Here is a 14771-nt window from a genome sequence, read left to right on the forward strand (position 1 = left end):
CTGATGAATATACAAGCCAGTCGCAATGTATTAATTATTAACAAGCTTGGGCTACATGCCCGAGCGGCAACTAAACTGGCACAGTTGAGCCAAAAATTCACCGCTAAAGTCACTATTGAATTAGATGAAAATCATGCAGATGCAAATAGTATTATGGGCTTGATGTTGCTTGCCGGCGCGCAAGGAAAAACCGTTAAAGTAGTGGCCACCGGTGAAGATGCAGAATCTGCTCTCGATGAAGTTTGCCAACTGTTTAGTAATAAATTTGATGAAGCTGAATAACAGTACTTCGATTAATTCAATACTTTGTTAAGTCAATAAAAAAGCTGCGAAATATCAAAAATTACGGTAAACTCAACCCGTTAAATATTAACATTCGATACCCTATAAAATAATGAATTAGCTAACTTATCGTTAAAGTTGGTAATTTAGCACAATCGAATTACCTCAAGCATATTCATAATAGGCGCTGCCTGAAAAATCGAAATACTTTACATTTTGATTTAATCGAATTTTTACCCAATAGGCATCATTTAATAGAACGTTAATAATAGCCTTTTATAATTGAGGCCATTTAACTGTTTGGGTCAACGTCAGCTGTAATTAGCACAGCCGTAAATAACACCCGACAACAAATTTATCTTTAATAGTTTTCATTTTTGTAGCGGCAAAAGGTAAAAATATGCCGGAAGTTTCCGAACAAGAATACAGTCATCAACGCCTACAACAGGTAAATACTGCCCTCGATAGCGGTATGTTTGTCTATGTCAGAAAATTACTGCAAGACATGCCGGCATACGATCTTGCCCTACTTTTAGAGTCGTCTCCTAGCAAAAGCCGAATGGCGCTTTGGCAGTTAATTGATGCTGATCATCATGGTGACGTACTCGAAGAACTCAACGAAGAAGTTCGAAAAAGTATTCTTAAAAACATTAACCCTGAAAAGCTTGCTGCCGTTGCAGAAGGTATGGACGTTGATGATTTAGCAGAAGTCTTCAGAACATTACCTGACACTGTTTATCAAGAAGTATTGAACGCCATGGACTGGCAGGATCGCAGCCGTGTAGAAACAGCGCTCTCATTCGAAGAAGACACTGCCGGCGGTATCATGAATACCGATACCATTTCTATTCGGCCCGATGTTACGGTAGATGTGGTGTTACGCTATTTACGTTTACGCGGCAAGTTGCCAGAAGCAACCGACTCTTTCTATGTTGTTGACCGTGAAGATCATTTCATCGGTGCAGTTTCTTTATCATCCATAGTAACCGCTAAAGCCGAAACTATTATTTCACACCTAATAGATAAAGATATTCAAGCGATTACCGCGGATCTAAACGAAAAAGATGTTGCGCAGTTATTCGAACGTTACGATTGGTTCTCTGCACCAGTAATTGATCACGAAGGTCGCCTGCTTGGCCGTATTACAGTCGATGATGTCGTTGATATTATTCGTGAAGAAGCCGAGCATTCCATGATGAGTATGGCGGGTTTAGATGACGAAGCCGATACCTTTGCCCCAGTGCTAAAAAGTACACAACGCCGCTCTATTTGGTTAGGCGTGAATTTAATTACTGCGCTAATGGCCGTTGCTGTTTCGAGTATGTTTGAAGGTATTTTAAATCAATTGGCTATTTTAGCTGTGCTTAATTCGCTTGTCCCTAGTATGGGGGGTGTTGCTGGTAATCAAACGTTAACGCTAGTTATTCGTGGTATGGCACTTGGCCATGTTGGTGAAAGTAATTCACGAATACTATTATATAAAGAGTTAGCCATCGGCTTTTTTAATGGTTTAATTTGGGCAGTATTAATTGCTTCAGTGGTAGCCATTTGGCAGCAAGATCTTATGCTAGGCGCCATTATCGCTTTTGCGATGCTAATGAACATGACCGCGGCCGGTATTGCTGGTGTTACCGTGCCTCTTATGCTGAAAAAAATGAACATTGACCCTGCATTAGCCGGCAGTGTTATTTTAACAACCGTAACCGATGTAGTAGGTATATTCGCCTTTTTAGGCACAGCAACGTTAATGTTAGGGTAATAAAAAAGCTGACAGTTTTAAGCTGTCAGCTTTCAGTAAATACAAAAGATAGCTTTCAGTTTAAAGCTATCCGTTAGACAAGCTGCCTTTTACTGACAGCTTACAGCTCATAACTTGAAACTTTTTTGTTAGCTTCCTGCTATTTGCATTTCATTAATAATAATTGAACCGGTGCGAATGCTACCCCGCATATCGGTATCGTTACCTATTGCGACAATACCTGAGAACATATCCTGTAATTTACCGGCGATGGTAATTTCATCCACTGGATAAGCGATTTCACCATTTTCAACCCAAAAACCTGCTGCACCTCTTGAATAATCGCCAGTAACAACATTAACACCTTGGCCCATTAATTCAGTGACTAATAAGCCCGTGCCTAAAGTTTTTAACATCGCATCAAAATTACCACCTTTGCCTTCACCTTGAATACCAAGTTGCCAGTTATGAATTCCGCCAGCATGACCGGTTGTTTGTAGGCCCATTTTACGGGCTGAGTAACTGGTTAAAAGATAAGTAGCTAAATTGCCATCAGTAATAATTTCACGATCAATAGTCGCAACACCTTCAGCATCAAATGCGCCACTGGCTAAAGCTTTTTTCAAATGTGGACGTTCGCTAATACTTAAAAACTCAGGAAAGATTTTTTTGCCTATTGAATCCATTAAAAATGACGATTTACGATACAAGTTGCCACCACTAATCGCAGCGATAAAATGCCCAAAAAGTGTATTGGCAATATCAGCACGAAACATAACAGGCACCTTAGTGGTTGCTAATTTACGCGCACCTAATCTTGACAATGCTTCGATAGAAGCTTGCTGGCCTATTTTAGCGGCACTTTCCATGGCATTAAATTCACGACTAACGGTATAAGCGTAATCGCGCTGCATATCATCACCTTCATTGGCGATCATCACACAACTTAAACTGTGACGTGTACTTGGGTAGCCTACGATTTGCCCATGACTATTACCGTAAACTTTAAAACCTTCAAAACTTGCTAAGGTAGCACCATCTGAATTAGTAATGCGTTTGTCATAAGCTAAAGCGGTATCTTCACATTCTTTTGCTAAGCTAATAGCTTGCTCTGTGGTTAACTCTTGCGGGTGATATAAGTCCAAATCTGGCGGATTCATGGCTAAGAGTTCTTTATCAGCCATGCCCGAGCATTCGTCAACTGAAGTATATTTTGCGATATTAACCGCCGCTTCAATCGCTTGCTTTAAGGCTTTCTCAGATAAATCCGCTGTTGAAGCACTACCTTTACGACCACCTTTATAAACAGTAATCCCTAAACCACCATCATTAGTGAATTCAACATTTTCAACTTCACCTAGGCGTGTACTCACACTCAAGCCTTGTTGACGACTCATTGCTACTTCAGCACCATCGGCTCCCAGTGATTTAGCCATAGACATGGCGTCATTTACACGCTTTTTAACGTGTTCTATTTGCATTTGGATACTATCAGAATCGCTCATAGGTAAATTATTTCTCATATTTTATCGATACAAACTACAGGAATGTTTTTGCTGCTCCTGCTTTGTTGTATACTATAGGTAATTATCACTTTAATACTTAACATTATGCCCCACTCTGCTAACGATATCGATGAATTAGAAGAAGAATTACTAAGTAAGTCGGAAATAAAACGCGAAATGCATCGACTGCAAGATTTTGGTCTTGTCCTCGTCAAAATGTCGAAACATCAACGCAGCAAATTACCTTTATCTGATGATTTGAAGGCCGCAATGTTATTAGCGGACAAAATTACCAATAAGCATGAAGCTTTACGTCGCCATGTTCGCCACATTGCCAAAATATTAGCTGAAACAGATCTTGAGCCCATAAAACAAGCAATGGATGTTATGGCAAATAAACATCAGCAAGAGTCTGTTAAGTTTGAAAAACTTGAAAAGATGCGTGATGAGCTTATCGCAGAAGGTAATGAGCCTATTGAAGCATTACTCGCTGAATATACTAGCATGGAAAGACAAAAGCTGAGGCAGCTAGTGCGCCAGGCGAAAAAAGAGCACAAAGCTGAAAAAGTGGGTAAGCATTACCGTGATTTATTTGCTTATTTAAAAGAGCACGTAGTTTTTTAAAACAATATAAATGCCAAAACAATGTAAAAAACGCCTTGATACTATCAAAAATCAAGGCGTTTTTGTTTTTAAATCTTGGTCATTATAAAATACTGTACTTACTAAATACTTTATAAAGCTCTGTACCTTGATTTACACTCGCCGAGGCAAAATGCAAAATAGGAATAACACTGTGATCTAAGTTGATATAGTGCAAAGGATCGCCGTCACCGTAATTGTCCATGCGAAGAATCCGCGCTAAAGGTTCACCAGCAGGTAAAGGTTTTCCAAATTCAGCGAGATAATCCACCATACCACCCATTGGCGAATACAGCGCTTTGTAGTCCTCTAATAAACAACTATATCTTGTCATGGCTTTGGGCTGATATTGCTCAGTATTAATGACACCTTGGTATTGTAAATAACTTAAAATACCTAACGCATCTTCATGGGCAACATCTAAATCAATTTGCTCTTGTGAACCAAGCTCTACCGTAAAGCTCTCTTTAATAATCGCGTTTATTCCCTGATTAGACTCCGTTTTTGTGATCGGAAAATCTCGACCTAACTCAGCAAGTTTTGACTGTAAATACCACCAAGGACAAAAGGTGGCTTCATCCAGTGCGCCATCAAAGCCATTTGGGATAAATAGCACATGGGGGATATCAAAATACTCAGCACTTGCTCTGGCATAATCAGGGCAATACAAGTGCTTACTTGATATTGGCCCGGTATGTAGATCTAAGACAAGATCGGCTTGATGCGCTAACAACTGCAGCTGGTATGCAATACGTTGACCTGTCGTAATTCCGTATACCGTGTGATTGAGTTTTTGTGATACTTGCTCAACCATTAACGCTTGAAAAGCTTGCGCTATTTCGGCATTTGACTGAGTTAAATGCGCTTGAGCAAACGGCTCAATAATACTTTCGTCAAAATGGTACATACGATTCCAGTTTACCCCGGTAATGGGGTCAAACCGTCCTAGCGTATACTCTCCATTTTTATGATTGCAGCCGACAGGGTTTGCATAAGGCACAAGTGTAATACTGCCTTTTAATTCAATGTTTTTTAACAACTCTAACAGCTGAAAAATAACCGCATTACCTTGTACTTCTGCGCCATGCATATTGGCTTGAATATACACGTTAGGCCCTTGGCCGCTACCTTTAATGCGATAAACGGGTACCGTAAGTGCTGCCCCACTGGCCATTTCACCAACATGCATGACCTCTTTGCTAATTAAATTCATAGTTAACCTTAAGTTAGGTGTTGACCATACTAACGTAAATACCAAGTAGCCGGTTGAGCTACACGTATTTGCTCAATTTTACCTTGTTCAATAACATATTCAGCCGCTATTGGATGACAAAGGAAAAATGGCATACTTTCAGTAAACCCATAAGCGCCGGCTAAACCAAAAATTAATTGGTCATCAATGCCCACATCATTAGCTATTGCCAAAGTTCCTAGTTTATCTAAACTGGTACAAAGCGGCCCGTGTAAATCAAAAGCACTAGGGCTTGCTGTTGACTCTCGAACCATAGCCACAGGAAAAGGTTGTTCAGTAATAGCAGGGCGAATTAGATGATTAATGCCACCAGCAAGTACTAACTGCTGTTGCTCGAAATTTTGTTTTCGATCAACCACTGATGTAACGTAATAACCCATTTCTGCAACCGCAAAGCGTCCTAACTCTAACCAAAGTTCGCTTACACCAGCACGTTTTTTTATTTTTGCTAAATCAGCAACTATTTGCTCCCAACTTAAGTTTTGCCCAGTTTGCAAATAGTCTACGCCTAAGCCACCGCCTAAATCTAACACTTCAAGCGTCATTTCTAATTGCTCTGCCAATGAAAGCAAAGGGGCAACCATTTGTGACCAAAGTTCAAACATGCGCTGATTGCTCAACATGTTTCCCCATTGGAAAATATGCAAGCCATTAATATTTAAAGCCGGAAAGTCGGTAACTTTAATGGTTTGCCACTCTTGGCAAGATAAACCGAAGGCGGTGACTTCATTACCACCTAATGGATTTTTCTCACCTTCAGCCCACTGTAATTGAACTCTAAGTAACACTTGGGGTTGGCAAGATAGTTCACTTGCTGCTTCGTTCAGCCATTGCAATTGGTTCAAGCTTTCAACAACAAAAGTATTAACTCCTTGCGTTAAGAATGCTTTCATTTGCTGCTTTGACTTTGCCGGTCCCGTATTAAGTATTCTGTCAGCAGGAATATTTTGTCCTAACACTTGGCTAAGCTCACCTTGACTCGCAACGTCAAAATTAAAACCTTGTTCAGCTAAGGTAGAAATTACCCGTGATAATGGATTGGCTTTTACAGCAAACCAAAGTTTAATCACATCTTGTTGTATCAACTTGGACAAATGCTGCTCTAGATAATCTAAATCATAAAGAAAAAAGCCAACTTCATCTTCAATGAGCTCAGCACCGCTTTGCTGAGTTTGCTGATACTCGATAAGTGATTTAATAACAGAATTTCTCAGCCAATTTGGCCGAGTTGCTTTGTTTAACATTGCAGTCATTTTTAGTTCCTAGCGCAATACAGATTCAAGCTCTAAAGCTGCATTACTTTTTTCATCACGATACTTAATAATTAACGCACAAGCCATGTTAAGCCCTTGTTGCTCAGCCCAACCGCCTTTAACAGGGCGCGTACCTGGCACAACTACCGCATTTTCAGGAATATCTGCACCTTTATCTAACATCAGGTTGTTTACACAATCATACACTGGCACTGAAGCTGATAAAGATACGCCTGGTGCTAACACCGCACCTTTTTTCACTACTATACCTTCAACAATAATTACGCCAGCACTTAAGAAAGCATTATCTTCAATGATTACTGGACTAGCACCAATAGGCTCAAGTACCCCACCAATTTGTACCGCCGCAGAAACATGCACATTTTTACCTATTTGCGCACATGAACCGATTAATGCGTGGCTATCAACCATGGTGCCAGTATCTACAAATGCTCCAACGTTAATATAAGCTGGCGGCATAATAATTACGCCAGGCGCAATATAAGCACCACGACGAACTGACGAACCACCCGGCACCATTCTTACTTGGTCGGCGACTGTAAATTCACGCGCAGGTAAATTATGTTTATCAACAAAGCCTTTGTATGCTCCGTCAAACTCAATATTTTCTCCTGCTTTAAATGCCGCTAAAATTGCTTCTTTTACGTCGGTATTTACTTGCCAAGAGCCATCGTTATTTTGTTGTGCTGATCTAGTTTTACCTGTTTCTAAGTCTGCTAATGTTTGTTGCCAGTTCATGAATTTACTTCTCGTAAGTTAGTGGGGGTTGAATAATGTAGTTCGCTTACACTGCAAATGCTTTCGATTGAGTGTACATGGGCTAAAGGATGATTAGCGTTGGCCTCAAGCCATTGTTGAATTGTTTGATTTACTTCAAGCAAGGCATTTTTCTCAGCAATTTCTTTATGAGATAAAGGTAAGCGTAATTGCGCACTGCTGATTGTTTTCAGTTCAGCCATTAACACCTTTACAGGGATGGGACTTGCCACCTGAAATAGTGCGGCGATTGCTTTATGCCAAAGCGGGAAAAGTCCCTCATTTTGATGTGCTAAAGCCATCGCTACATATTGTCGAGTTGCCATTGGCCAAACGTTCGCACATACAGACACTAAACCCTTAACCTTAGCGCCGGCAAGATAAGGCATCATGGCATCTTCGCCGCTATATAATGCTAGCTCAGGACAATGTTCTTTATAGGCGAGTAACTTATGAAGATCACCACTGGCTTCTTTTAATGCCCAGCAATTTTTATGATTTTGTAATGCTTGCAGTGTCGAAATTGAAATTTCCACACCACTACGCGAAGGCACGTTATAAAGCATACAAGGAAAGTTAGCCGCATCAAGTAGGCTGTTAAACCATAACCTTTGTCCGACAGGACCTGGTTTTGCATAAATAGGGCTACCAAGCAAATAAGCATCTATTGGCAAGGAATTACACTTGGCAATCCAAGCAAGTTGCTCGTTTAGGTTATAACCCCCAACGGCAACCATGATCGGCACTTGTAACGCCATAGCACAAACGTATTCAACAATACTTAAATGCTCTGTCGCAGTTAATGCCAGTCCTTCCCCCGTACTGCCAAGTAATAAAATGCCATTTTGGGCGGAGTTTTGCTGTAAAACTAGTTTGTGTAAACTGTCGTAGTCAATTTCGTCATTATCAAATAATGGCGTTATGAGTGCAGTCCAAACCAAAGGTTGATCTGATATTTGTGGTTTTTCTTTCGAATTGTTTTGATTCATTTCTCTCGAACTCTTGTCGTTCGGAGAACTTATAGGCGCTTGTAGAGGCAAAATTTCAAGGACGAAATTTGGCCTTAACAAAGGCCAGAAGCTCTCCACCTATTAGGTGACAGTTGCAAGGATTCAACCTAGTATTTTACGAGCTCATTTAGTTCGTAAAATAAAAAACTTAACATAACTATATATAATTAAGTCTTAACAACCGATAATTACATCATCAAAAATATAATTACCTCGGCGTTATACCCCCTCACTATTGCTCACTAGAGTTTGATCTCTTCACAATAATTACCTGGCTAACGCTCCTCTTCTGGCCCTATATTAGTGATAATTAACCTTTGATGATTAATCTCACTGGAATAAGGGACTGCAATATTAAAACATTTAAATATAAGTACAGTCAATAGAGCTCTACGTCTATATTAACAATTAAATTTAACTCACCTGAACTCTGGATAATGAGTGCTTGATACACAAGTGAATCAAAAGCTTAGCTGGTAAAGTAAACACTATAGCAAAGTAAACATCACGAATAGATGCCATTAATGCTTCATTTTTCGCCATTTCCAAGGCAAAACGTTGATGAATAGCACGCTATTTATCGACTTTTTAACGCAGACAATGGGTTAAAACGGAGTATCAAAAGCTTAACTGGTAAAGTAAATGCTATAGCAAGGTGAAAATCAAGAATAGACACCATTAATGCTTCATTTTTTGCCTTGGAAATGGGTTAAAAGGGAGCATTGAACAAGTGCTGCTTATCCAGAGTTCAGGTTAACTATGTCGAAGGTAATTTATTTCCTTCTCCAAGGCTGGAATTCTATCTTGCCCCCAATAACTAGCATTCCCGTAACTAAAGCTAGGCACGCCCCATAAATTAAGGTTAGTTAAATCAATTTGGTTTATGTCTGCCCACTGCTGCCAGTCGTGCTGTTCTTGATAAGCATAGGCATCTTCGATATTTAGCGATAACTCTTTAAAAATATCTTCAAGGTTTTCATGATTAGCTAAGTCGATACCTCTAACATAAATCGCTTTAAAGCAAGCCAACATATACTCTACAGCTTTACCTTGTTGCTGCGCCCAAGCAAATAAACGATAAGCATTAATAACACCAGTCCCTAATGGATCTGTAAAACCGGTAAACTCAATACCTAACTTTTTAGCTTCACGAAAAGCATCAAGATAAATATATTTTTGCTTAACGAGTGGAAGAGGCGCGCCACGCATCAATAGCGGTAAAATAGGTTTAATGACTAGTTCAACCTGACATCGCTCTGCGAGAGCAATAGCTTTTACAAAACCCAAATAAGAATAAGGACTTCGCAAAGACAAATATATTACTATCGGAGCAACCGACTCACTCACTGTTTTGCCAGCATGAATATCCACTATTTTATGTGGAAAAGGTTGTGGCTTAACAGCGTAATCTAGTGGTTGTGTTGTCATTAACACTTCACTTAATTCATCTATTAATAGGAGCTCTTTTAACAGGCGCTCAAAGTGATATAAACGTTCAACCCCTACATACCAAGTACCTGCAAAAAAAATGCTTGCTGGGGCGTAATGCCCTTTTGCTTTTAAGCGAAGTTGGTTTTTAACTTGATGATTAATAGTCGGGGTTGAGGTTTGAAAGTGCTCTTCGAACTTATTACCCCAAGTATTTATAAAGATTTGCTCTGCATTGGCGATATTATTAACTTGTAATTGCCAAGCCTGTTGTCCTGTGGTTAAAGAAGCCGATGTAGGCTCGTCTATAATTTCAATTAAGTTAAATTGTGCTGCGGTTAAATTAGCATCTTTAATTGCCCATTGACGATATAGTTTTGGACAAATGGTAATGCCGGGTAAAGTTCCCCAAATAAAAAGCACTTTAAAATTAAGATGATAATTCGTTTCTAAACGAGATAGCATTTGTACTAGCATAAAGCTATGTGGATCATTTAGTGAAAGGTAAACTTCCGCTTTTGATTTTTGGCCTAAAAAACGTCCAATGAAAAAATAACGAAAAATCAATATTTTTGTTCGATAATGGCTTTGTAACCATTTTATTTTTAGTCGCAATAACATTTTATTAAAAATAGTTAATTCCCTATGGACTAATGATGGCGAGATAATTTTATTCGCGTAGAATGCGCCGCATTATGACATATTAATTTTAGCGAGATAAATGAATTATGTTTAAATAAGATAATTCATTTCAATATGTTTCATTTAACTTAGTTTTATTGACTTAGTTTCATTGACATAATTTTGTTTACTCAGCCACGTCTCGCTTTAAAAGGCTAAGCTCAAACAATAACAATACTTTCACGAAGACGGGTAATTTAATGGCTACGAGTAACATTAATCAATTATTAATACGCAATATTGACGGCTTATCAGCAACAAGACCTCTATTGGTTAATATTGAGGACCACGGTATTATTGCTCAATACCTCAGCCAACATAGTGGAGCAAGTATTGATAGTTACCACACAAACTATGCCCAATATAAAGCTTGTCAGCAATTAAATAATGCCAAGGTTAGTGCTCATTTTTGTGTTGAGTATGCCGCCAAACACAAACATGATATGGCGATAATTCATTTCCCTAAAAGCAAGGCTGAGTTCGCTTTTACCCTAGCAATGTTAGCTAATTCAATGACTGAAGATGCCACTATCGTTATTGTTGGTGAAAATAAAGGCGGTGTTAAATCGGCTGACAAACTTGGGACAGACTATCTTGATTATTGTAATAAAGCCGACGCTGCCCGACATTGCTTAATGTATATCGCTAAGTTTAAAACGTCACTACCAAGTTTCGATCTACAAAGCTTTTATAAATACTATTCAATTCAGGTACAAGAAAAAACCCTAAAAATAGCCGCATTACCTGGTGTGTTTAGTCAAAATTCTCTAGATGTTGGTACCGAAGTTTTACTGGAAAATTTACCTGAAATAATAAGCGGCAAAGTATTAGATTTTGGCTGTGGCGCTGGGGTAATTGCAGCCTATATCGGTACCGTGCATCCTACAACAAAACTAACCTTAGTTGATGTTAGTGCCTTAGCATTGCACTCGGCACAAACAACCTTAGGTTTAAACCAATTAAGTGGTGAGTATATTGCTTCAAATAGCTTATCTGATGTTAAAAATAGCTATGACTTTGTAATTTCGAACCCTCCGTTTCACCAAGGGGTAAAAACACATTATGCTGCAACAGAGCAGTTTTTATCTCAGATCAAGCAAAACCTATCCAGCAAAGGTAGTATTACTGTTGTCGCGAATAGTTTTTTAAAATATTTACCCATTATGGAGAAAGCGATAGGTGACACAAAAACCTTAGTTATTAAAAAAGGTTTTGCAGTTTATCAATGCTATTTAAATACTAGAAAATAAAATAACTCTGACAAAATGATTGTTGAAAGCAATAAGGTTTTCTACAATCAGTTAATCACCATAATAATTGAGTATAGTGCTTCATGCCAACAACCCAACCTGTTTGGTCCATTCGTCGAATCTGCCTGATATTTATCATAGGTGCTATCTCATTGTTATCTATTTTAAGCATTACTATAGTAAGCCTAAAATATAACGATAGTTTCAAGGCCAACTCAGTTTCACAGATTAAACATTGGGCAGATGTTTTAGGTAATGAAAGTATTTCCTATATCATTAATGCTAAGCGTCAGGCTTTACTTGATAATTTCACTCTGCCCTCGCATGTCCCTAATTTAAATTATCTTCATATTTACAAATTAGGTAACCAGGATGAAAAGCCGACGCTTTTTTATAGTTATAAGCGTAATCAACAACGCACGGCCATAGCAGAAAAATCTAGCAGTATAATCAATTTACAAACACCAAAATATACAGATACATACTTAGAGTATATGCAACCGATCAAATCAGAAAATACAACAATTGGTTATATATACCTACAAAGCAATAATGAAAATATGACTCAGATCAGAGATCAGTTAATAATCATTAGTTTTATTGTTGTGTGTATCGTTGCTTTAATCGCTACTTTTATAGCTCTTCGGCTTGAGCGTTATCTAAGCGCCCCCTTTTATTCATTGGCTAGCACAGTACAACAGGCTTCACGACAAAGAAATTTCTTACAAGCTTGTAAAGCTATGCCTTATCGCGAAGCTGATATTCTCTCGCGTAATATCAATATTCTTTTTGCTCGCATGGAAAAAAGAATATTAAAGTTAGATACCGCTGAGCAACAAAGTTTAGAGCACTCACAAGAACTTGAAAACAAGATAAATAAACGTACTCAAGCGTTAAAAGAATCGAATCAAGAATTGCTTTCTACGCTTGAAAAGCTACACCAGTTTCAAAGTCAGCTCGTTGAAAGTGAAAAAATGGCCTCGCTTGGCGATATGGTTGCTGGCGTTGCCCATGAAGTAAACACCCCCATTGGCCTTGGTGTAACCGCTTCTACCCTATTAGCGGATAGATTAGATGAAATTAAAACCGCTTTTGACAACAAAACATTAAAATCTAGCCAACTTAAGAAATTTTTGAATGACGGCTCTGAGAATATTGCCATTATCTATCGCAACCTTAATCGCGCTGCCGATCTTATTTCCAGCTTTAAAAAAGTAGCGGTTGACCAATCAAGTGAAGACACGCGAACGTTTAACGTAAAAGAGTTATTAAATGAAGTACTGCTAACTTTGAGGCCACAATTACATAGCTTGCCTTATATCATTGATATTGATTGCCCTGACAGTTTAAATATTACGAGTAAACCTGGACCTATTAATCAAATATTAATTAATTTGATTATGAACTCTGTTATACATGGTTTTGAAGGCAAAGATCAGGGACGTATTTCGATCACTGTTATGTCTTTAAGTAATCAGCTCAACATTCTTTTTAAAGATGATGGGGTCGGTGTAAATGAATCCATCAAACATAAAGTTTTCGAACCATTTACTACAACTAAGCGTGGTGAAGGCGGAAGTGGATTAGGCATGCACTTGGTTTATAATTTAGTTACTCAAGCACTTGGTGGTTCAATAGTACTGAGCAGTGAATTAAATTTAGGTGTGAGTATTGAAATAAATTTTCCGTTTAATTAATGCTTAACAATTAAAAGCGAACGGTAATTGTTATGTATAAAAATTTTAAATCTTAGCCACTGCTTTACTAAATTTAACCAGAGCTAAATCTATACTGTTGTTAACTAACCTGAACTCTGGATAAGCAGTACTCGCTCAAAGCTCCCTTTTAACCCATTATCTGCGTTAAAATGAAGTATTGATGATGTCTATTCGTGATGTTCACCTTGCTATAGCATTTACTTTACCAGCTAAACTTTTGATTCACTTGAGTATCAAGCACTCATTATCCAGAGCTCAGGTTAACTACACAAAGTATACATATCGATAAAAACCGCTTTATTGTTATGCTATTGATTGTTTTTTAACATTAGCTTCTATAACATTAGCGTCTATAACATTAGTCGATATTTTGTTGCTTTTCGGTGGTTGACGAGTGAAAGCTTGGAATAAAAAACACCCTAAACTCAATCAGAATACGAGCTTATTCTGACAGAACTGGACAAAGAACATGCAAAAACCTCATATTTTAATCGTAGAAGACGAAGACGTAACACGCTTTAGCCTGCGAAATTTATTTGAAGCTGAAGGTTATACAGTGTCAGAAGCAATAGACGGCGAGAGCATGGAGCGCGCCCTAAAAAGTAATATCATTAATTTAGTCATTTTAGATATTAATCTACCAGGAAAAAACGGCCTTTTACTCGCGCGTGAATTAACACGAAATAATAACTTAGGTTTAATTTTTCTAACCGGTCGCGATAGTGATATCGACAAAGTTTTAGGCTTAGAAATAGGCGCTGATGATTACCTGACTAAACCTTTTAACCCACGCGAATTAACTATTCGAGCACGAAATATATTAAATCGAATGTCATCAAGCCAAAGTGAAGGTAATAACGCCATTGTAAACTTTAATCAATGGTCACTTGACGGTAACTCACGAAAAATTACTACGCCAGATAATACCGTAATCTCGATTCCTCGTGGCGAATATAGAGCCCTTCGTTTACTTATAGCGAATGCGGGAAAAATTGTTACTCGCCAGCAATTAATTAAAGAAATGACCGGTAGAGATTTACGTGAAAATGACCGAACTGTTGATGTAACTATTCGACGCCTTCGTAAGCACTTTGAATCAGTTGAAAACGCTCAGGAATTAATCAACACAATACATGGCGAAGGTTACCGTTTTATTGGTCAAATAGATTAAGCTGCTCTGAGCAGGGTATTAATTACCCTGCTTGTGCGAACTTAAATTTCAATTTTCTGAAAAA

12 protein-coding genes and 1 riboswitch are annotated in these 14771 nt (G+C 38.4%); of the genes, 6 read left to right on the top strand and 6 right to left on the bottom strand.

What is annotated here, in order from left to right:
- Window positions 1-3: 3 nt before the first annotated feature.
- Both AC27H3_RS03825 and mgtE read left to right on the top strand, forming a co-directional pair.
- Window positions 4-282: an HPr family phosphocarrier protein gene (locus tag AC27H3_RS03825; protein ID WP_487103834.1), complete on the top strand. Its 279-nt coding sequence runs from the start codon at window positions 4-6 to the stop codon at window positions 280-282.
- 400 nt (window positions 283-682) lie between these two features.
- Window positions 683-2041 (top strand): magnesium transporter, encoded by a 1359-nt coding sequence (gene mgtE, locus AC27H3_RS03830; protein ID WP_487103836.1) that lies wholly within the window; start codon window positions 683-685, stop codon window positions 2039-2041.
- 128 nt (window positions 2042-2169) lie between these two features.
- Here mgtE and pmbA read toward each other — a convergent pair whose 3' ends face one another.
- Complete coding sequence (gene pmbA, locus AC27H3_RS03835; protein ID WP_487103838.1) at window positions 2170-3525, bottom strand: metalloprotease PmbA; 1356 nt, start codon at window positions 3523-3525, stop codon at window positions 2170-2172.
- Between the two features lie 105 nt (window positions 3526-3630).
- Between pmbA and yjgA the strand changes: the two genes are divergently transcribed.
- Window positions 3631-4149, top strand: coding sequence for a ribosome biogenesis factor YjgA (gene yjgA, locus AC27H3_RS03840; RefSeq protein WP_487103840.1), 519 nt, complete (start codon window positions 3631-3633; stop codon window positions 4147-4149).
- Window positions 4150-4231: 82 nt separating this feature from the next.
- Here the strand turns inward: yjgA and AC27H3_RS03845 are convergent, their stop codons facing one another.
- The 5 genes from AC27H3_RS03845 to AC27H3_RS03865 form a co-directional block, all read right to left on the bottom strand.
- Window positions 4232-5380 (bottom strand): succinylglutamate desuccinylase/aspartoacylase family protein, encoded by a 1149-nt coding sequence (locus AC27H3_RS03845; protein WP_487103842.1) that lies wholly within the window; start codon window positions 5378-5380, stop codon window positions 4232-4234.
- A 29-nt stretch (window positions 5381-5409) separates the two neighbouring features.
- Entirely contained in the window at window positions 5410-6672 is a 1263-nt protein-coding gene (locus AC27H3_RS03850; protein WP_487103844.1) for a PLP-dependent decarboxylase, read from the bottom strand.
- Between the two features lie 9 nt (window positions 6673-6681).
- Window positions 6682-7431: a 2,3,4,5-tetrahydropyridine-2,6-dicarboxylate N-succinyltransferase gene (locus AC27H3_RS03855; RefSeq protein ID WP_487103846.1), complete on the bottom strand. Its 750-nt coding sequence runs from the start codon at window positions 7429-7431 to the stop codon at window positions 6682-6684.
- A complete protein-coding gene (gene dapA / locus AC27H3_RS03860) occupies window positions 7428-8438 on the bottom strand; it encodes a 4-hydroxy-tetrahydrodipicolinate synthase (protein ID WP_487103847.1) in 1011 nt (336 codons plus the stop codon). The genes AC27H3_RS03855 and dapA overlap by 4 nt, the downstream gene beginning before the upstream one ends.
- 80 nt (window positions 8439-8518) lie before the next feature.
- A riboswitch (Lysine riboswitch) is annotated at window positions 8519-8756 on the bottom strand.
- Window positions 8757-9212: 456 nt separating this feature from the next.
- Window positions 9213-10454: a DsbA family protein gene (locus AC27H3_RS03865; protein ID WP_487103849.1), complete on the bottom strand. Its 1242-nt coding sequence runs from the start codon at window positions 10452-10454 to the stop codon at window positions 9213-9215.
- Between the two features lie 314 nt (window positions 10455-10768).
- Here AC27H3_RS03865 and AC27H3_RS03870 point away from each other — a divergent pair, with 314 nt between their 5' ends.
- From AC27H3_RS03870 to arcA, 3 genes are all read left to right on the top strand, one after another.
- Window positions 10769-11818 carry a methyltransferase gene (locus AC27H3_RS03870; protein ID WP_487103851.1) on the top strand — a complete coding sequence of 350 codons (1050 nt, stop codon included), beginning with the start codon at window positions 10769-10771 and terminating at the stop codon, window positions 11816-11818.
- 83 nt (window positions 11819-11901) lie between these two features.
- Complete coding sequence (locus AC27H3_RS03875) at window positions 11902-13515, top strand: sensor histidine kinase (RefSeq protein ID WP_487103853.1); 1614 nt, start codon at window positions 11902-11904, stop codon at window positions 13513-13515.
- A 490-nt stretch (window positions 13516-14005) separates the two neighbouring features.
- On the top strand, window positions 14006-14707 hold the full coding sequence (gene arcA / locus AC27H3_RS03880) for a two-component system response regulator ArcA (RefSeq protein ID WP_487103855.1): 702 nt from the start codon (window positions 14006-14008) through the stop codon (window positions 14705-14707).
- Window positions 14708-14771: the final 64 nt, after the last annotated feature.

This window comes from Colwellia sp. NW0002-52-1, from assembly GCF_057550865.1.